Source organism: Oceanisphaera sp. (genome assembly GCF_048268965.1).
In the GTDB taxonomy this organism is placed as follows: domain Bacteria; phylum Pseudomonadota; class Gammaproteobacteria; order Enterobacterales; family Aeromonadaceae; genus Oceanimonas.
In genome coordinates this window covers 37388-55276 of the sequence record NZ_JBLWUK010000018.1, presented here as the reverse complement: position 1 = coordinate 55276, position 17889 = coordinate 37388, and the positions used below count along the sequence as shown (strand labels likewise).

Genomic DNA, 17889 nt, shown 5'->3' with positions numbered 1-17889 from the left:
AATTGAAAAATAATAAGAATATATCTTTACTATAGCCTGCACCCGTGTCGTACTTCTCCTCTTGTTATCGTTAGCTCATTCCGTTGCCTGAACAGGCAAGGAAAGGAGGCGTTTTTCCTATGCTTGTTGCCGTTATTTCCGGCTTTATTCTAGCCCTGCTGGTTCCTCGATTATCTTCCCTGATGGGAGATAAAATCGGCTGGTGCCTGTCGCTGCTGCCAGCGATGCTGTTCGTGTATTTTTTAAGCTTCTGGCCTGCCGTGACCGCCGGTGAAACCGTGCTGTACAGTTATCGCTGGATCCCGAGTCTGGATATCAATCTGGGGTTCATGGTCGACGGCCTTAGCCTGATGTTTGCCCTGCTGATCACCGGTATTGGTACCTTTATCTTTATTTATGCCGGCCGCTACCTGCAGGGCCATAAAGATATTCATAAGCTGTTGATGTATCTGCTGGCCTTTATGGCGGCCATGCTGGGGCTGGTGCTGTCGAGTAACCTGATTGCAATGTTTGTGTTCTGGGAGTTGACCAGCTTCACCTCTTATTTGCTGATCGGGTTTAACCACGAACACGAAAAAGCCCGCAAGGCGGCCCTGCAGGGCTTCTTTATTACGGTGGGTGGCGGCCTGGCCCTGATGACAGGCCTGATTATGCTGGGGCAGATAGGGGGCAGCTTCGAGCTGAGCGAGCTGCTCTCTTCGCAGTCGAACATACAAGAGCACCCGCTGTTTATGGCGATGATGGCGTTGATCCTGCTGGGCGCCTTTACCAAGTCGGCGCAAACCCCGTTTCATTTCTGGCTGCCCAATGCCATGGCGGCGCCGACCCCGGTGAGTGCCTACCTGCATTCGGCAACCATGGTAAAAGCCGGTGTTTATTTAATGGCACGACTGCAGCCGATGATGGCGGGCAACGAGGCATGGATGATCACGCTCACGCTGTTTGGTGGCGCCACCATGACCCTGGGCGCGATAATGGCGGTGTGCAGCACGGATCTAAAACGTATTCTGGCCTTTTCCACCGTGATGGCACTGGGTACCCTGACCATGTTGATCGGCATTGGTACCCCCCATGCGCTGGAAGCCGCCATGGTATTCTTGCTGGCCCATGCGCTGTACAAGGGCGCCCTCTTTATGGCGGCGGGTACCCTGGATCATGCGACCGGCACCAAGGATGTACGAGATCTGGGTGGCTTGCGCAAACTCATGCCGCACACCGCGCTGTTCATTAGCATTGCCGCCCTGTCTCTGGCAGGCATTCCTCCCTTGTTTGGCTTTATTGCCAAAGAATTGATGTTCAGTGCCGCGCTGGGTTCGCCCCTGCTGTCCGGCTTGCTGATCGTGCTCTGTGTGATCACCGCCGTGAGCATAGTGGCGGCCAGTGCCCTGGTGGCCATCAAGCCTTTCTATGGTGCTCTGACCTCGACCCCCAAAACGCCAGAGGAAGCGCATTGGGCGATGCGGCTGGGCTTTTCGGTGCTGGCGGTGGTGAGCCTGCTGTTCGGCTTGCTGCCGAGCCTGATCACCCCCCTGCTGCAGGCGGCGGTGACCGCCGTCAATGGTGGGCCCGGTGCCGAGCTTGAGCTGGCCCTGTGGCATGGCGTGAATCTGCCCTTGCTGCTGAGCCTTGCCGCCCTGGTGTGTGGCGGGATCCTGTATCGCTACTGGCAGAGCGTTCGCGAGCCGCTGTCGACCGTGATGCACCCGTTTGCCTACGGGCCGGAAAAAGGCTACGAGCGGATGATGGAGGGCTTGGTGTGGCTGGCCAAAACCCAGACCCGGATACTGCAAAACGGCTATATGGCCAATTATATTCTCACCATACTGCTGACCACGATCGGGCTGCTGACCTATGTGTTCTGGTTTGAAGATGCCTTCGTTTATTCGCTGTCATTTGCGGATGTACGTTTCTACGAGGCGGTCATCGCCTTGCTCATGGTCGTGGCGGTGATCTACGCCTGTGTGACGCCATTGCGTCTGGGCTCGGTGGCGGCGCTGGGTGCGCTGGGCTTTGCCATGACCATGGTCTATGTGTTTTTCAGCGCACCGGATCTGGCCATTACCCAGGTATTGGTCGAGACCCTGACCGTGATTATGCTGGTATTGGTGCTGTTCCGACTGCCGGGTTTTCAGGAGCTGACGGGGCCCCTTATCCGCTGGCGTGATGCCATCGTGGCCGGTGCCTTCGGGGTGCTGGTGACCATGATGTTGCTGACGGTCAATCAGTTGTCCCTGCCCCACGAGGGGATCAGCGAATACCTGGTGGCCAACAGTTATGTGCTGGCGCACGGGCGCAACATTGTTAACGTGATCCTGGTCGATTTTCGGGCACTGGACACGCTGGGAGAAATCTTTGTGCTGGCACTGGCCGCCATCGGGGTGAATGCCATGATCCGTTTCCGCGGGGAGACACAGCCATGAGAACCGATACTTCCATTATTCTGCAAACCGCCACCCGCATGCTGGTGCCGCTGTTGTTGCTGTTTTCCATTTTCCTGCTGCTGCGTGGTCACAACGAGCCCGGGGGCGGCTTTATTGCCGGCCTGGTGGCGTCCTGTGCCTTCGCCCTGCATTTGTTTGCCTTTGATGCCAGCAGCACCAAGAAACTGTTAAAGGTAGAAAGCCAGTTACTGATGGGGGTGGGACTCATCCTGGCATTGCTCAGTGGCATGGTGGGGGTGCTCTTCAGGGGGCAGCCTTTTTTAACCAGCCAATGGGGCAGCCTCTATGCTCCCGGCATTGGCGATTTAGCGATCAGCACGCCGCTGGTGTTCGATGTTGGCGTTTATTTAGTAGTGATTGGCGTGGTGTCAACCATATTGCTGTCGCTGGGTAAGGGGGAGGAGTAATGGAAAACCTGTTCGCATTTGTTATCGGCGGCCTTTACGCCACCGCCTTGTTCATGATGCTCAGGCGCAGCATAGTGAAGCTGGTGATCGGGCTGATGATTTTATCAAACGCCGCCAACCTGTTGATCCTGACGGGAGGTGGGCTGGTGCGCGGAGCACCGCCCTTGATCCCGGAGGGGTTGGAGCAATCTGCAGGCCCCATGGCAGACCCTTTACCGCAGGCATTGATCCTGACCGCCATTGTTATCAGCTTTGGGGTACTCGCCTTCGCCGTGGTGCTTATTCGCCGTGCCTATGAAGTCATAGGTGCCGATGACATGAACAAAATGAAGAGCACTGACTTGTGAATATAGCCGTTATCTTACCTATCTTTATCCCCATGCTGGCCGGTGCCCTGACTCTGGCTTGCTGGCGCTGGCGGCAGGTGCAGCGCTGGTTGTCGCTCTTGTCTGGCGCAGGCCTGCTGCTGGCGGGTATCTCTCTGTTCATGCAGGTGCGCGAGCAGGGTATTCTGGTGGCGTATATGGGCAACTGGTCTGCCCCTTACGGCATCACATTGGTTGCCGATCTGCTGAGCGCCATCATGGTGCTGGTCGCCGGTGTTATCGGGCTGAGTGTGGCCATTTATTCGCTGGCGACCATGAGCCGCAGCCATGAAGCCTTTGGTTATTATCCTTTGTTGCACTTGATGCTGGCCGGGGTGGTGGGGGCATTTTTAACCGGCGATATCTTTAACCTGTATGTCTGGTTCGAGATCATGCTGGTGGCGTCGTTTGGCCTTATGATACTGGGCGGCGAACGGGCGCAGATGGAAGGGGCGCTCAAATACGTGACCCTTAACCTGTTATCGTCGGCGCTGTTTTTAACGGCGGTGGGCTTGCTGTATGGCTATGCAGGTACCCTGAACATGGCGGATTTGGCGCTCAAGCTGGGGACTGGCGAGCAGCCGGGGCTGGTTACAGTGATCGCCATGCTGTTTCTGGTCGCCTTCGGTATCAAGGCGGCGGCGTTTCCGCTGTTCTTCTGGCTGCCTGCCTCCTATCACACTCCACCGGTGGCTATTTCGGCGGTGTTTGCCGGCTTGCTGACCAAGGTGGGCGTGTATGCCCTGTATCGGGTGTTCAGCCTGATATTCGTGCAGGATATCGGCTACACGCACCACCATATTCTGATGGGCATGGGTATTTTCACCATGCTGACCGGGGTGCTGGGGGCGGCGGCGCAGTTTGAAGTGCGGCGTATTCTGTCTTTTCACATCGTCAGCCAGATTGGCTATATGCTGGTGGGACTGGCGTTGTTTACGCCACTGGCCATTGCCGGCGGTGTTTTCTATATCTTTCACCACATCATAGTAAAAACGAATCTGTTTCTGATCAGCGGTATCATGTATCGCTATCATGGCAGTTATGATCTGGCGAAACTGGGCGGCCTGTATCGCTCTGCCCCCTGGCTGGCCTTTCTGTTTCTTATTCCGGCCATGTCACTGGCGGGGTTGCCGCCGTTATCGGGCTTTTTTGCCAAATATACGGTGATCAAGGCCGGTGTGCAGGCGGGATCCTGGTGGATGGTCGCCATCGCCTTGATCGTCGGCCTGTTAACCTTGTATTCCATGGTGAAGATCTGGGCGGAAGCCTTCTGGAAGCCCTTGCCGGACGATGCCAAGCCGCTGCGCGGAGCTACCGATCCCAGCCGCTATGTGCTGTATCTGCCCGTGATATCCCTGGCATTGATCACCCTGACCATTGGCTTTGGCGCCGAGTGGTTTGTGCAGTTGTCCCTGGATACCGCCGAGCAGCTGTTAACGCCCAGCGGTTACATTGAGGCGGTATTAGGAGTAAGCCCATGAAGGCCTTTGGCTGGAACATGTTACTGGCCCTGTTCTGGGTCATATTATCGGGTCACTACAACATAGGTAACCTGGTAGCAGGCATGCTGTTGAGTTATCTGGTGCTGGCTTATGTCGCCCGCGACAAGCCGGAGTTTGCCAACTACTTTGGCAAACTGCCGAAGATCATCAGCTTTATCCTGTTTTTTCTCTGGGACTTGACCAAGGCCAACGCCCGCGTGGCCTATGATGTGCTCACGCCCACTCACCTGATGCGGCCCGGCGTTATCGCCATTCCGCTGGATATCAAGGATGAAGCCGGCATAACCATGTTTGCTAATCTGATCACAGTGACCCCGGGCTCATTGGCGCTGGATGTGTCCAGCGATCGCAAGGTACTGTATGTGCACCTGATGTATCTGGATGATGAAGCCAGCCAGTTGGCAGAGCTCAAGGCCCTGGAGGCCCGAGTACTGAATTTGTTGAGGTAAGCCATGCTTGAAATTTCGATTACATTGTCCTTTATTTTTTTGAGCATTGGGCTGGTTCTGGCAACCATCAGGTTGCTGCGGGGCCCGACGCTGCCCGACCGGGTGGTGGCGCTGGAAGTCATCGCCTCCATGACGGTGGGGTTTATCGTGCTGTACAGCATCCGCTACGGGGTGCCTCAGTTGATAGATGTGGCCCTGGTGCTGGCGCTAACGTCTTTTATGACGGCGGTCGGTTTTGCCCGTTACCTGGAACGCGGAGGTCAGCGTCATGATGACTGAAATCATCACCAGCCTGCTGCTGTTGCTGGGCGCCTTTTTGATGCTGTTGTCGGGGATCGGCATTATTCGCATGCCCGATCTGCTGACGCGCATGCATGCCACCAGTAAGGCGGGTGCCCTGGGCATTGGCTTGATGGCCTGCGGCTTTGCGGTGTTTTACAACGAGCATACCAGCCTGGTGGTCCGGGGCCTGGCCATGGTGGGATTTGTGATAGTGACCGCACCGGTGGCCGCCCATGTGCTGGCCAGAGCCGGTTATTTTGTGGGGATCAAGCTGTGGGAAGGCACCATCAAGGACGTGATTAAAGAGCGCTACGATCTAAAAACGCACCTTCTGCGCAGTGCACCCCGCAAGCGTGACCCGGACCAAGAAGACTAATGGCCCGAGCCTGCCCCGTCGCAGACGACGACAGGCTCTAACGCCGGTTCAGGAGGGCAAAGGCAGCGGCACTGCCCCGACGGCACATAAAGCAGGCCTCGGCGCCTGCTCAGGCTTCTGCTTCATCGGGGGGCAGGGATTCATTCTCTTCGGTCGGTAACCACTTTTCGACTTCCAGTCCCGACTGGCGGAGCATGCGTAACGCCTCAGGCGTATTGAGGCGTGAACCGACTTTAAGGGCTGCCAGGTGCATGATGAGTAAGGTGCGTTGTGTGGTATGGGTGGGCGCTATATGTATCGCGCCCATCAGCTCCCGTACCGGCAGCGGCAACTTCCATTGCAGCTTGAGGCGATTACCGTAGCGGGGGCCCCACTTGGTGAGCATGGCTGGTATCTCGGCGTCGTTAATTTCGCCGCCTTGCACAATAAAGTTCTGCATGGCACGCAATACCGCCAGCTCGCCGGCCCGGCTCAGCAAGCCGGCCGTATAGCAACTCAAACCATCGAGGGCGATACTCGAGGCCATGGCCCAGGCGACGGTTGCAATCTGTTCAGCCATCGTAAGATACAGTCGGCATTGTTCCACCAATCGCGGATCACGCAAAGAGGCGGTGATATCGAGTGACAGTGCCATGGCACAGCTCAGCGAGGTATTGACTCCCAGCGTGGTAATGGCCTCATCGAGTCGGGCGATGGGTTTTCCGCGGCGAGTAAAAGAGGCGCTGTTTGCCAGGTTCAACAGCTTGGCTGACAGGACGGCTTCTGCTTTCCAGAGGCGGGTCAGCTCTACTGCCGATAACTCATCTTTTTTGAGCAGCAGCGGCAGTATGGTGGCCGGTTCAAGATCGCTGGGAAGCTGGAGCTTTTCTTCCAGGGCTGCTTCAAGCCAGGTATCGAGACAGGGGGGATCCAGATTTTCGGGCTCATCTGCTACCGGTTCACTGTTGGCCGCCACTGTCTCGAGCAGAGGCAGGATCCGGCGTTGCAGCATGGAGACATCGAATGGTTTGGCAATAAAATTCTTGATGCCATGACGCGCCGCGGCAATCACGGTATCGCGATCGGTGCGAGCGCTCATCATGACGATGGGCGTGAGTTGATCGGTAGCCCGAATAAATTTGACCAATTCCAGACCTGGACCATCCGACAGCTGCCAGTCGCACAATACCATCTGGGCCGATTGTTTGGCCCATAAGGCTTTGGCATCTGTAACAGTGGTCACATGGCGTACCCGCACACCCGCCATGGCGCCCGTCAGCACCGTATCGATCAACTCAGCGGCTAGCAAGTCACCATCCAGGAGTAGTATGTCCATGTCTGCTCTATCATTCTGTGAGTGGGATGTCGAAGCATAACATTGAACGCCATATCTCTTAATGCTTACGGCGATAAAATGCCTTATCAACGACTGAAAACGATCCGTCGCCAGACTTGAGCAAAAAACCGAACTGGCGGGGTTCGGTCATTTTGTGTAGGGCTTTCAGATGATCCTAGATTGAGGCTATCTCTTCGGCACTCAGGTGACGCCATTCACCTTCCGCCAGGCCGTCATCCAGCACTATGCTGCCTACCTGCAGTCGGTGCAGGGCGCTGACATGGTTGCCCACGGCGGCAAACATGCGCTTTACCTGGTGATATTTGCCTTCCTGTATGGTCAGCAGTACCCGGGAGGGGGTAATCACTTCCAGTTGGGCGGGAAGGGTGGCCTTGTCTTCGCCGTGCAGCAGCAAGCCTTCGGCAAAGCGTGCGGCAACATCCTCTGCCAGCGGCTCGGCCAGGTCGACCTGATACACCTTGTTACAGGCCTTTTTGGGTGAGCGTAACCGGTGCGACCACTGGCCATCATCGGTCAGCAGCAACAAACCCGTGGTGTCGACGTCGAGCCGCCCGGCACATTGCAGGTTGCGGCGCAGCGCCGGCGGTAACAGCTGTAGCACACAAGGATGAACGTCATCCTGGGTGGCACTGATGTAACCGGCCGGTTTATGCAGCAATAGATAGCGGTCGGAGGGAGTGGTCAGCAGGCGGCCTTCGAGACGGACTTCCTGGCCGTCGATTTGCAGGTCGCTTTTTTTAACGACCACCCCATCTATGGTGACATCACCCCGGTGCAGCGCTTTTTTGGCGACCGAGCGAGACAGGCCGGTACTTTCGGACAAAAAACGATCAAGGCGCATCAGGCCGTCTCACCGTCGGCATCTACGGCAGCATCGTCGTCCTGCAGCAACCATTCGTTCAACACATTTTTGGCGCGGTCCAGTCCCAGACCCTTGAGCGAGCTAAAGGCTTCAACCCGGATATCGCCACCGAATACCGTCACCAGCTCTCGCACCCGTAAAACTTCCGAGTTGCGTTGCCCTGGCTTGAGCTTGTCGCACTTGGTCAGCAGGGCCAGCACCGGCAGCTGGCTGTCGCTTGCCCACTGCAGCAGCTGCTGATCGATGTCTTTCAGGGGGTGGCGAATATCCATGAGCACCACCAGGCCTTTCAGACTTTCGCGCTTTTGCAGGTATATCGACAGCGCAGCCTGCCATTTCAGCTTCATTTCTTCGGGAACCTTGGCGTAGCCGTAGCCGGGCAAATCGACCAATCGCTTGCCCGGGCTGAGTTCAAACACGTTGATCAGCTGGGTACGACCCGGGGTTTTACTGGTTCTAGCCAGGTTTTTCTGCTGGGTTATCGTGTTTAAAGCAGAAGATTTACCCGCATTTGAGCGTCCGGCAAACGCTATCTCTACGCCAGAATCTTCGGGCATTTGGTTAATATCGGGCGCGCTGGTAATAAAGCGGGCGCTGTTAAAGTTTATCTGTATGTTATTCAATATGAATTCCCCTGAGTTCTCGACCCGCTTTGCTTACTTTCTCGCAAAATAATTGTAGAATGGTGTCGTTTTTTGAATCGCATTGTAACATGCCCTTGCTGGTATGTGATCTGGAAGCTCTTACAACGAGAAGTCGCAACGTCATGAAAAGAATTGTTATCACACTAGCCTTAATGCTCGGAGTGGTTGGTGTTGCCCAAGCCCAGGGCGACGCAGAAGCAGGTAAGGCCAAGTCCGTTACTTGCGTGGCTTGCCATGGTCCCGATGGCAACAGCCCAACCGACATGTACCCTAAGCTGGCCGGCCAGCACGCCTCATATCTCACCAAGCAATTAGTCGAGTTCAAGGCTGCTGCTACCGGTGGGGAAGGTCGTGCCAACGCCATCATGGGGGGCATGGTCATGCCTTTGTCCGAGCAGGATATGGCTGATTTGTCTGCCTATTTTGCCAGCCTGGCCATCACCCCGGTTGCTACTCCCGAAGCCGTGATTGAGCAAGGTGCTGCCTTGTATCAAGGTGGTGATATCGAGCGCGGTATTACCGCCTGTATCGCCTGTCATGGTCCGCGCGGTGAAGGCCTGGAATCTGCCAAGTTCCCGAGCCTGGCTGGCCAGCATCCCAAGTACATTGCCGAGCAGCTGAATTTGTTCCGTAGCGGAGAGCGTAACAACGATCCTAACGGCATGATGCGCGGTGTAGCGGCCAAGTTGACTGATCAGGACATTGAAGTGCTGTCCCAGTACGTTTCCGGTCTGCGTTAATATTATCATCTTGGGGGCTTGCGCCCCCTGCTTTTTCTGGTTTTCCCCATGTCTGCCCAGCTGCACGACCTGAATTGCCCTCTGTGTAACCATTCTGACACCCCTCTGTTCTGGCAGGATAAACGACGTCACTATCAACGTTGTACCTTGTGTCGGTTGATTTTTGTCGCTCCCCATTATCGGCTGAGTGCAGATCAGGAGAAGGCAGAATATGATTTGCACCAGAACCAGACTGACGACCCTGGTTATCGCCGGTTTTTGGCGCGAGTGGCCGATCCCTTGATGGCGCGTTTACCCGCGGGCAGTGAGGGCCTGGACTTTGGCTGTGGACCCGGACCGGCCCTGGCTGCCATCTTTAATGAGGCAGGCTTTGCCACCACCACTTATGATCCTTACTATGCGCATTATCCGGCTCGGTTACAGCGCCAATACGATTTTGTATGCTGTACCGAAGCAATAGAACACTTTTATCGGCCAGCCAGAGAATGGCAGCAACTGCTGTCTTTGCTGCGGCCAGGCGGCTGGCTGGGCATTATGACCAAGCTGGCCTTGGACCAGGAAGCCTTTGCTAACTGGCATTACAAACAGGATCCTACCCATGTCAGCTTCTTTAGCCGGGAAACCTTTCTTTGGCTGGCGGCACGGGATGGGCTCGGCATCGAATTTATCGGTACCGATGTAATACTTCTGCAAATACCGGAGTCAGTATGACACGCATTAAAAAGACCCGTAGTCCGGGTCAAATCGGAGCCCGCAAGGATAAGCGGGAAACCGCCGAGCAAAGCAAGGATCGCAAGCGCAAGGCGAAACGCAAAGGATTGGCCCCCGGCTCTCGGCAGAATAGTGCCGACCAGAACCAGCAACAAGCGGGATCCCAGGCAGCCCGGGATCCGCGGCTGGGTTCAAAAAAGCCCATCGCCCTGATCCCGGAATCAGCAACCTCCAAGGCGGAGCAAGGCAGCCAGCCTGCCAAGCGAGTCGCCGCGGTCAGGGTAGTCGCTGAAAAAGAGCCCAAGGCGCCGGAGATGCCAGAATTGACCGCCGAGCAGGAGTTGGAACAGCTGGAGAACAACGATCGGCTCAATGCCCTGCTGGATAAAGTCGATGCCGGCGAAAAGCTGAACAAGAAGGATGCCGAGTGGCTGGATAACACCCTGGCGCGTCATCAGCAGCTGCTGGAAGAGCTGGGCCTGATGGAAGACGAGGATCAGGAACCGGCAGGCGGCGATGATCTCTGGTCGCGCTTTATGGATGCAGAACTTGATCCTGCGCAATACGAGGATAAGGAAGATAAGTCATGATCTCTCCTTGGTTACTGGCTGCCCTGGTGGGCGGCCTTATCATAGTGGGCCTGGCTGTGTATGCCGGTAAGTTATTGGCGCGACTCAAGTTGCAGAATCAGCAGCAACAACAGGCGGTGAGCCAGCGTAACCTGCGTATTCTGGAAAGTATTAACACCATAGCGATGGCGGTGCGTGAAGAGCAGTGCAATCTGTCGGAAGGTGCGATCCGTTTAACCAACTTGTTGAATGCGCTGCAGTTTGCTCAGCCAAAAGACTTTGCCGCCGATTACCCGGGCTTGTATAGCCTGTATGACAAAGTCAAAGACATGCCGACCCACGACGCTCGAAAGCAGTACAAGCGCAACGAAATCATGCGCATGGATCTACAAAGAGCCGGTTTTGAACAAGAACTGGAAACACAAATCAAAACAGAGGTCACGCGACTGGCTAGTTTGGAGCTGCCCACTCGCTAAGCCGAGGAGAGGGTATGTCAGCACAAGCAGTATGGGATCAGGCGTTAATCGAGAAGTATAACTATTCGGGGCCTCGTTATACTTCGTATCCTACGGCGCTGGAGTTTAACGATGCGTTTGGCATGACTCAGCTGGAAGCCGCCGCCGGCCGTTATCCCGAGCGTCCGTTGTCGCTGTATGTGCACATCCCTTTCTGCCACAAGCTGTGTTACTACTGCGGCTGTAACAAGGTGATTACTCGCCACCAAAACAAGGCGGATATCTACCTCGATTTTCTGGAGCGAGAGATAACTCGCCTGGCCCCCCTGTTTGCCCAGCGTACCGTGACCCAGCTGCATTGGGGCGGCGGTACCCCCACCTTTTTGACCGAACCCCAGATCCGCCGATTGAACGGCCTGCTGCGCCGGCACTTTCACTTTGCCGAGCAGGGGGAGTTCAGCATCGAAATAGACCCACGCCGAATCGAGCTGAGCCTGCTGGACGTGCTGAAAGAACAAGGCTTCAACCGCATCAGCCTGGGGGTGCAGGACTTCAATAAAGATGTACAGCGGGTGGTTAACCGCGAGCAGGATAACGACTTTATCAAGGCGCTGGTCAGTCGTGCCGCCGAGCTGGGTTTTGGCTCGACCAACCTGGATTTGATCTACGGCCTGCCGTTGCAAACCCCGGAGAGCTTTCACCATACCCTGGAGCAGGTGGTGGCGATGAAACCGGCGCGGCTCTCGGTGTTCAATTATGCTCACCTGCCCAGTCGCTTTCCGGCCCAGCGCAAGCTGCAAGACTCGGATATGCCGGCGCCGGCACAAAAGCTGGCCATGCTGCAGCAAACCATCAGCTATCTCACCGAACAAGGTTATCAGTTTATTGGCATGGACCACTTTGCCCTGCCGGACGACAGCCTGGCCGTTGCCCAGCGTGAAGGCGAGCTGCATCGTAACTTTCAGGGGTATACCACCCAGGGGGAGTGCGACTTGCTGGGGCTGGGCGTATCGGCCATCAGCATGATTGGTGATGCCTACTCGCAAAACCATAAAGACCTGAAACAGTATTATGCTCAGTTGGATACCCTGGGCCACGGGCAAACCCTGGGGTATGCCCTGGATAAGGATGATTGCCTGCGCCGTGACCTCATCAAGACCCTGATTTGTAACTTCGAGCTCGACTTTGCCCCCCTGGAGCAGCAATACGGCATTCAATTTACCGACTACTTCGCCGACGATCTCAAGCTGCTGCAAACCTTCATCGACGATGAACTGGTCACGCTCGGCAACGGCGGCATCAAGGTGACCGCCAAGGGTGAGCTGCTGATCCGCAACATCTGCATGTGTTTCGATGTCCACCTGCGCCGCCAGGCACGCATGCAGCAGTTCTCGAGAGTGATCTAACACAGAGCTGGAAGCGGTCAGCTTTACGTCTTACGTCTTACGTTTTTACGGCTGCCCCAAGGCGGCCTTCTCTTCGGCATTGATAAAGGCCATGGCCAGGGCGTTTTTCTGACAGCGGCGGATCTGCCCCGGTGTTAAACCGGCAGCCTGAGCGGCGCTGTTGTATTCATGGCGCAGCTCTATGCCTTGCACCGCCGGATCGTCGGTATTCAGGCACACCGCAATATCCCGGGCCAGAAACGCATGTATCGGGTGCTGGCTCAGCTCGCTCACCGTGCTGGTTTGCAGGTTGGAGGTGAGGCAAGACTCCATGCCGATGCGATGTTCGGCCAGGTAGTCGAGCAGCGACTCGTCCTGTATCGCCTTGACCCCGTGGCCGATGCGTTCGGCACCCAGTTCTTTAATGGCCTGCCAGATGCTGGCACTGCCGGCGGCTTCTCCTGCATGCACGGTAATGCGTAATCCCGCATCGCGTACGCGTTTGAAATGCTCGGTAAACAACTCCCCGGGAAAACCCAGCTCGTCACCGGCCAGATCCATGGCAACCAGCCTGTCTTTATAAGCCAGGCAGGCGTTTAGCTCCTGCTCACAAGCCTGCTGACCAAAGGTGCGGCTCATAATGCCAATCAATTTCACCGGAATGGCAAAGTCACGACTGCCGGCGGCTACGCCATCCAGTACCGCTTCCACCACGCCCTGAGGATCCAGCTGATGACTCATGGCCATGTAGCCGGGGCTGAAGCGCAGCTCGGCATAGTCGATGCCGGCGTTTTGCAGGTCCTCGATATTTTCATAGGCGATCTGCCGACAGGCATCGTAGTTACCCAGCACCTTGACGCCCCAATCCAGCTTGGCGAGAAACGAGACCAGATCCGGTGCATTATCCTGCACCTGCACATGGGGGCGCAGGGCTTCCAGGCTGGTGGCGGGCAACAGCATATTAAAGCGCCGGCCCAGTTCCAGTATGGTGGCGGGGCGAATGTTACCGTCCAGATGACGGTGCAAGTCGAGGAGGGGCAAACGGGGATCCAGCATCTTGGTGTGCTCCTGATTATCTGTAAACTGACGCCTGACGCCTGACGCCTGACGCCTGACGCCTGACGGCTTTATCTTGCGTTATGCTTTTTCCTGCAGCTCCTTGAGCTTGCGCGTCAGGGTGTTACGACCCCAACCCAGCAGCTTTGCTGCCTCTTGTTTATGCCCCTGGCTATGGGCCAGGGCGCAGTCGAGCAATATACGCTCGACCTCAGGCAAGGTATCGGCCAGCAGATCTTGCCGGCCGTCTGCCAGCTCTTGCTCGGCCCAGTGTTTCAGTGCCTGACGCCAGCCCTGCCCGCTGTCGGTTGAGGTCACATTATTTGCAGTGGGGGCGAGTTCTGGCGGCAGATCGGTAATCAGTACTTCCTGTCCCGACGCCATAACGGTCAGCCAGCGGCAGACGTTTTCCAATTGACGCACGTTGCCGGGCCAGGGCAAAGACTGCAGATACTGTTCGGTATCGCCCTGCAGGCTCTTGGCTTCCACCCCCAGCTCTGTGGCGGCCCGGATCAGAAAATGGCGGGTTAACTGGGGAATGTCTTCTCGCCTGTCCTTCAGGGCCGGCATTAAAATGCGGATTACATTCAGCCGGTGGAATAAATCTTCTCTAAAATCACCACTGGCGACCTTGAGTTCCAGATCCTGGTGGGTAGCGGCAATAATACGCACATCCACCTTAATGGGCTGATGACCGCCCACGCGATAAAACTGGCCGTCTGACAGCACCCTTAACAGCCGGGTTTGAATGTCTAATGGCATGTCGCCTATCTCGTCAAGAAACAGGCTGCCGCCGTTGGCCTGTTCAAAGCGGCCCTGACGAATGCTGTTGGCACCGGTAAAGGCGCCTTTTTCATGGCCGAACAATTCGGACTCAATAAGATCTTTGGGAATCGCCGCCATGTTGAGGGCGATAAAGGGGCTGCTGGCCCGGGGGCTGTGCTTGTGCAGAGCCTGGGCGACCAGCTCTTTACCGGTGCCGCTCTGGCCGTTGATCAGTACCGAGATGGAAGAGCGGGCGAGGCGGCCGATGGCACGAAACACCTCCTGCATGGCCGGTGCTTCGCCGATGATCTCCGGCGTAGTGACTGCGCCGGAGTCGATACTTCTCGTCTTGGGGCTGGTTTCTGCAAAGTGCGCCACGGCTCTGTGCACCAGCGCCACGGCGTCGTCGATATCAAAGGGTTTGGGCAGATATTCAAAGGCACCATGCTGATAGGCCTTAACGGCGCTGTCCAAATCCGAATGTGCCGTCATGATGATCACCGGCAGCTTGGGCATGTGCTCATGAATGGCACCCAGCAAGGTCAGGCCATCCATGCCTCCCATGCGAATATCGGACACCACGGCTTTGGGCTGGCCTTGAGGCAGGGCGGCCAGCAGACTCTCGGCATCGGCAAAGCTTTTACAGTCGAAACCGGCCTGTGCCAGTGCTCGTTCCAGTACCCAGCGAATGGAGCTGTCGTCGTCCACTATCCATACTTGTTCGGTCATGAGGCTCTCCTAGCGCCGTAACGGCAGGTAGACAATAAATTCGGTGCGCCCGGGGCGGCTCTGAATGTCTATGCGGCCCTGATGTTGATGAATCAAATCCTGGGCGATCGACAATCCCAGCCCGGTACCGCCGTCCCGACCCGTTACCATGGGGTAAAACAGGGTATCGCGCAGGGACTCGGGAATACCGGGGCCGTTGTCAATAATACGAATTTCGGCGGCCAGCCGATAGCGGTGATCATGCAGCATCACCTGAAAGGCGGTGCGCGTTTTTATGGTGATCAGGCCGTGTTCCTGCAAGGCTTCGGCGGCATTGCGCACTATGTTGAGCAGGGCTTGCTGCAGCTGTTCCGGGTCCGCTTCAAAATCGGGAATGCTGGGATCATAATCTCGCTCCAGACGAATGCCCGGCGGTATGTCCATCGCCACCAGGCGGCGAACCTGCTCCAATACCGAATGCAGGTTGATGACCTGGCGTTCTCCCAGGCGCTGAGGGCCCAGCAATCTGTCTACCAGATTACGCAGGCGATCCGCCTGAGCAATAATTAACTGGGTAAACTCTTTCAGTTCTTCTCGCGGTAGTTCCCGCTCCAGCAACTGGGCGGCCCCGCGCAGGCCTCCCAGCGGGTTTTTTATTTCGTGGGCCAGTCCACGGACCAATTCCCGCGCCACCTGCTGTTGCGTGCGTTGTTGTAGTTCCTGGCTGATTTTTTTTTGCTGGTCGATTAATCTCAGCTCAATCAGTGCCTGGATATGCCCCGTGGTTGCGGCAGACGAGGGCAGGGTAATGGGCGTCACACTCACTTCGACCCAGCGCGGTATGCCATCGATAATCAGCTGCACCTCACTGTCGGTAAACCCCTGCTCGGTATCAATGCAGCGTTTGATGCGGCTCATATCGAGAGACATATCGGCGTCAGCCAGATTCACCGGCGTGGCTTGCAGCCGGCGTTTGCTCAGCGGTAACAGCTGTTCGGCAGCATTGTTGGCAAAGTGCACCCCCAGCTCGGCATCCACCACCAGCACCGCCGTGAGCAGGTTATCAATAATTGCGGGTGCATTTGCTTGAAATCCCATTACCTTACCTGTTTCTGCATGTGTATTTGCACCATTGTAGTGCATTGCTCCTGCTTTCATGTAGCCCTGTTGGTGGCGCTTGGTGGGAAGCCCCCGGCTGACCTGCTTTGGTGGACGTTTGCTATTCACCATACAAAGCTATGCAAAAAATCTGCCGTTTTAGAAAAACGGTAAAATCATTGTTCGATATCGATAGCCACGAATATAATTAGCTAGCTAACTAATTTGGGAGCCGGCCATGAAAACCCTGGGAATGACCCTGTCCTGCCTGGTGCGCCAATGGCGCTGGATTAACGATGAGCGTCTCAAGCCCCTGAATCTGACACAAAGCCGTTGGATCACCCTCACTCATCTAAAATATGAAGATGGCATTCTGCAGCATCAGCTGGCGCGCCGAGTCGGGGTGGAAAGCCCGTCCCTGGTACGTACCCTGGATGGCCTGGAACGGCAGGGACTGGTGGAACGCCGGCCCAGTGCCAACGACAGGCGCGGCAAGACGGTGCATCTGACCGCACAAGCGAGCGCACTGATGTCCGAGATGGAGACGATTCTCGACGAGACCCGCAATCAGGTGCTGGCAGGGTTGAGTGAGCAGGACATTAACGAATTCACTCGAGTGGCGGAGCGGATTAGCCAGAACCTGCACCGGCTTTGTGAACACAAATAATCATTTCCCAGAGAGGTATCGATGACGCCAGAACAGAGTTTCAGTCGCTGGATCAAAGTGGCGCTGAGCGCCTTTTTTCTGCTTTTTGCCTATTTCGTTATCGCCGATAACTATATGCCGATGACCACGGAAGCCCGTATCCAGCGCTATGTGGTGCCGGTGTCGGCCCGGGTGTCTGGTCAGGTCAGCCGGGTACATGTGACCAATAATCAGCTGGTGGAGCCGGAGCAACTGCTGTTCGAGCTGGACGACAGCGATTATCAACTGGCGGTACAACGGGCCGAGTTGGCATTGAACCGGGCGCGAGTGGAACGGCAAAGGGCGCAATCCGGTCTGGAGGAAGTCGAGGCCGAGGCCCACAAGGCCCGGCTGCAGGTGAATGAGCAGGAGCGGGAAGCGGCTCGAATAGCCCGCTTGCATCGTCAGGGCCATATGTCGCAGCAACAGCTGGAGCAGGCCAATACCAGCACCAGCCAGGCCCGAGATGCCCTTACCATGGCCAACGCCCGCCGGCAGGAAGTCGTGCAGGGGCTGACGGCGGCGGGGATCGCCATCAAACAGGCCGAAGTGGCCTTGCGCCAGGCCCGACTGGAGCTGGACCGTACCCGGGTGCATGCGGAAAGTCGCGGCCGCATCGGCAACCTGCAGTTGCGTCAGGGGCAACATGCGAGCGCCGGTCAGCCGTTGATGGCACTGATTTCCGAACAGGCCTGGGTAAGTGCAGACCTGCGCGAGAAGAGCCTGCGCCATGTGCAATCCGGCACCCCGGTAGATATCGTCTTCGATGCCCTGCCGGGACAGGTGTTTGCCGGTCATGTCACCAGCATCGACAGCGGGGTCAGAGAGGGGCAACAGGCGGCCGATGGCCTGCTGGCCCAACCGGTCAATTCCGATCGCTGGGTGCGGGACGCCCAGCGGCTGCGCACCTATATCGCGCTGAATGAAGAATGGCCGCCGCTGGCCACCGGTGCCAAGGCCACGGTACAGCTGTACCCGGTCGACAACCCGGTACTCCATGGCCTGGCTGCCATGCAGGCTCGGATGGTCAGCCTGCTGCGTTACCTGTACTGA

The 17889-nt window shown here is 56.7% G+C and carries 20 protein-coding genes; 14 read left to right on the top strand and 6 right to left on the bottom strand.

Annotation, left to right across the window (positions count from 1 at the left end; all coding sequences use genetic code 11):
* Nucleotides 1-119 precede the first annotated feature (119 nt).
* The 7 genes from ACN0VL_RS09785 to mnhG are packed head-to-tail and all read left to right on the top strand — an operon-like array spanning nucleotide 120 to nucleotide 5822.
* Nucleotides 120-2420 (top strand): putative monovalent cation/H+ antiporter subunit A, encoded by a 2301-nt coding sequence (locus ACN0VL_RS09785; protein WP_417616858.1) that lies wholly within the window; start codon nucleotides 120-122, stop codon nucleotides 2418-2420.
* Entirely contained in the window at nucleotides 2417-2848 is a 432-nt protein-coding gene (locus ACN0VL_RS09780) for a Na+/H+ antiporter subunit B (protein WP_417616856.1), read from the top strand. Before ACN0VL_RS09785 ends, ACN0VL_RS09780 begins: the two co-directional genes overlap by 4 nt.
* Entirely contained in the window at nucleotides 2848-3195 is a 348-nt protein-coding gene (locus ACN0VL_RS09775; protein WP_417616854.1) for a Na+/H+ antiporter subunit C, read from the top strand. Before ACN0VL_RS09780 ends, ACN0VL_RS09775 begins: the two co-directional genes overlap by 1 nt.
* The gene (locus ACN0VL_RS09770) at nucleotides 3192-4694 is read left to right on the top strand and encodes a Na+/H+ antiporter subunit D (protein WP_417616852.1); all 1503 of its coding nucleotides are present in this window, start codon (nucleotides 3192-3194) and stop codon (nucleotides 4692-4694) included. The genes ACN0VL_RS09775 and ACN0VL_RS09770 overlap by 4 nt, the downstream gene beginning before the upstream one ends.
* Nucleotides 4691-5164, top strand: a complete 474-nt coding sequence (locus tag ACN0VL_RS09765; RefSeq protein WP_417616850.1) for a Na+/H+ antiporter subunit E — start codon at nucleotides 4691-4693, stop codon at nucleotides 5162-5164. The genes ACN0VL_RS09770 and ACN0VL_RS09765 overlap by 4 nt, the downstream gene beginning before the upstream one ends.
* A gap of 3 nt (nucleotides 5165-5167) precedes the next feature.
* Entirely contained in the window at nucleotides 5168-5443 is a 276-nt protein-coding gene (locus ACN0VL_RS09760) for a monovalent cation/H+ antiporter complex subunit F (RefSeq protein WP_417616848.1), read from the top strand.
* Entirely contained in the window at nucleotides 5433-5822 is a 390-nt protein-coding gene (gene mnhG / locus ACN0VL_RS09755; protein WP_417616846.1) for a monovalent cation/H(+) antiporter subunit G, read from the top strand. Before ACN0VL_RS09760 ends, mnhG begins: the two co-directional genes overlap by 11 nt.
* A 109-nt stretch (nucleotides 5823-5931) precedes the next feature.
* On the opposite strand, the gene ACN0VL_RS09750 is transcribed toward mnhG, so the two are convergent.
* The 3 genes from ACN0VL_RS09750 to yihA form a co-directional block, all read right to left on the bottom strand.
* Nucleotides 5932-7137: an HDOD domain-containing protein gene (locus ACN0VL_RS09750; RefSeq protein WP_417616844.1), complete on the bottom strand. Its 1206-nt coding sequence runs from the start codon at nucleotides 7135-7137 to the stop codon at nucleotides 5932-5934.
* Between the two features lie 175 nt (nucleotides 7138-7312).
* Nucleotides 7313-7999, bottom strand: coding sequence for a 16S rRNA pseudouridine(516) synthase RsuA (gene rsuA, locus ACN0VL_RS09745; protein WP_417616842.1), 687 nt, complete (start codon nucleotides 7997-7999; stop codon nucleotides 7313-7315).
* Nucleotides 7999-8643, bottom strand: a complete 645-nt coding sequence (yihA, locus tag ACN0VL_RS09740; protein WP_417616840.1) for a ribosome biogenesis GTP-binding protein YihA/YsxC — start codon at nucleotides 8641-8643, stop codon at nucleotides 7999-8001. The genes rsuA and yihA overlap by 1 nt, the downstream gene beginning before the upstream one ends.
* A gap of 143 nt (nucleotides 8644-8786) precedes the next feature.
* On the opposite strand from yihA, the gene ACN0VL_RS09735 reads away from it, so the two are divergent.
* From ACN0VL_RS09735 to hemN, 5 genes are read left to right on the top strand one after another with little or no spacing between them, the layout of a single operon-like run.
* A complete protein-coding gene (locus ACN0VL_RS09735) occupies nucleotides 8787-9404 on the top strand; it encodes a c-type cytochrome (protein WP_417616838.1) in 618 nt (205 codons plus the stop codon).
* A gap of 48 nt (nucleotides 9405-9452) precedes the next feature.
* Nucleotides 9453-10115, top strand: coding sequence for a class I SAM-dependent methyltransferase (locus tag ACN0VL_RS09730; RefSeq protein WP_417616836.1), 663 nt, complete (start codon nucleotides 9453-9455; stop codon nucleotides 10113-10115).
* On the top strand, nucleotides 10112-10705 hold the full coding sequence (gene yihI, locus ACN0VL_RS09725; protein WP_417616834.1) for a Der GTPase-activating protein YihI: 594 nt from the start codon (nucleotides 10112-10114) through the stop codon (nucleotides 10703-10705). The genes ACN0VL_RS09730 and yihI overlap by 4 nt, the downstream gene beginning before the upstream one ends.
* Nucleotides 10702-11160: a DUF2489 domain-containing protein gene (locus tag ACN0VL_RS09720; RefSeq protein WP_417616833.1), complete on the top strand. Its 459-nt coding sequence runs from the start codon at nucleotides 10702-10704 to the stop codon at nucleotides 11158-11160. The genes yihI and ACN0VL_RS09720 overlap by 4 nt, the downstream gene beginning before the upstream one ends.
* A 14-nt stretch (nucleotides 11161-11174) precedes the next feature.
* Nucleotides 11175-12545: an oxygen-independent coproporphyrinogen III oxidase gene (hemN, locus tag ACN0VL_RS09715; RefSeq protein ID WP_417616831.1), complete on the top strand. Its 1371-nt coding sequence runs from the start codon at nucleotides 11175-11177 to the stop codon at nucleotides 12543-12545.
* 45 nt (nucleotides 12546-12590) lie between these two features.
* Here hemN and add read toward each other — a convergent pair whose 3' ends face one another.
* The 3 genes from add to glnL all read right to left on the bottom strand — a co-directional run bounded on the left by add (nucleotide 12591) and on the right by glnL (nucleotide 16151).
* Entirely contained in the window at nucleotides 12591-13580 is a 990-nt protein-coding gene (gene add / locus ACN0VL_RS09710; RefSeq protein ID WP_417616829.1) for an adenosine deaminase, read from the bottom strand.
* 81 nt (nucleotides 13581-13661) lie between these two features.
* Nucleotides 13662-15074 (bottom strand): nitrogen regulation protein NR(I), encoded by a 1413-nt coding sequence (gene glnG, locus ACN0VL_RS09705; RefSeq protein ID WP_417616827.1) that lies wholly within the window; start codon nucleotides 15072-15074, stop codon nucleotides 13662-13664.
* 9 nt (nucleotides 15075-15083) lie between these two features.
* Nucleotides 15084-16151: a nitrogen regulation protein NR(II) gene (gene glnL, locus ACN0VL_RS09700; protein ID WP_417616825.1), complete on the bottom strand. Its 1068-nt coding sequence runs from the start codon at nucleotides 16149-16151 to the stop codon at nucleotides 15084-15086.
* A gap of 238 nt (nucleotides 16152-16389) precedes the next feature.
* Here glnL and slyA point away from each other — a divergent pair, with 238 nt between their 5' ends.
* Nucleotides 16390-16818 (top strand): transcriptional regulator SlyA, encoded by a 429-nt coding sequence (gene slyA / locus ACN0VL_RS09695; RefSeq protein ID WP_417616823.1) that lies wholly within the window; start codon nucleotides 16390-16392, stop codon nucleotides 16816-16818.
* A gap of 21 nt (nucleotides 16819-16839) precedes the next feature.
* Entirely contained in the window at nucleotides 16840-17889 is a 1050-nt protein-coding gene (locus tag ACN0VL_RS09690) for an HlyD family secretion protein (protein WP_417616822.1), read from the top strand.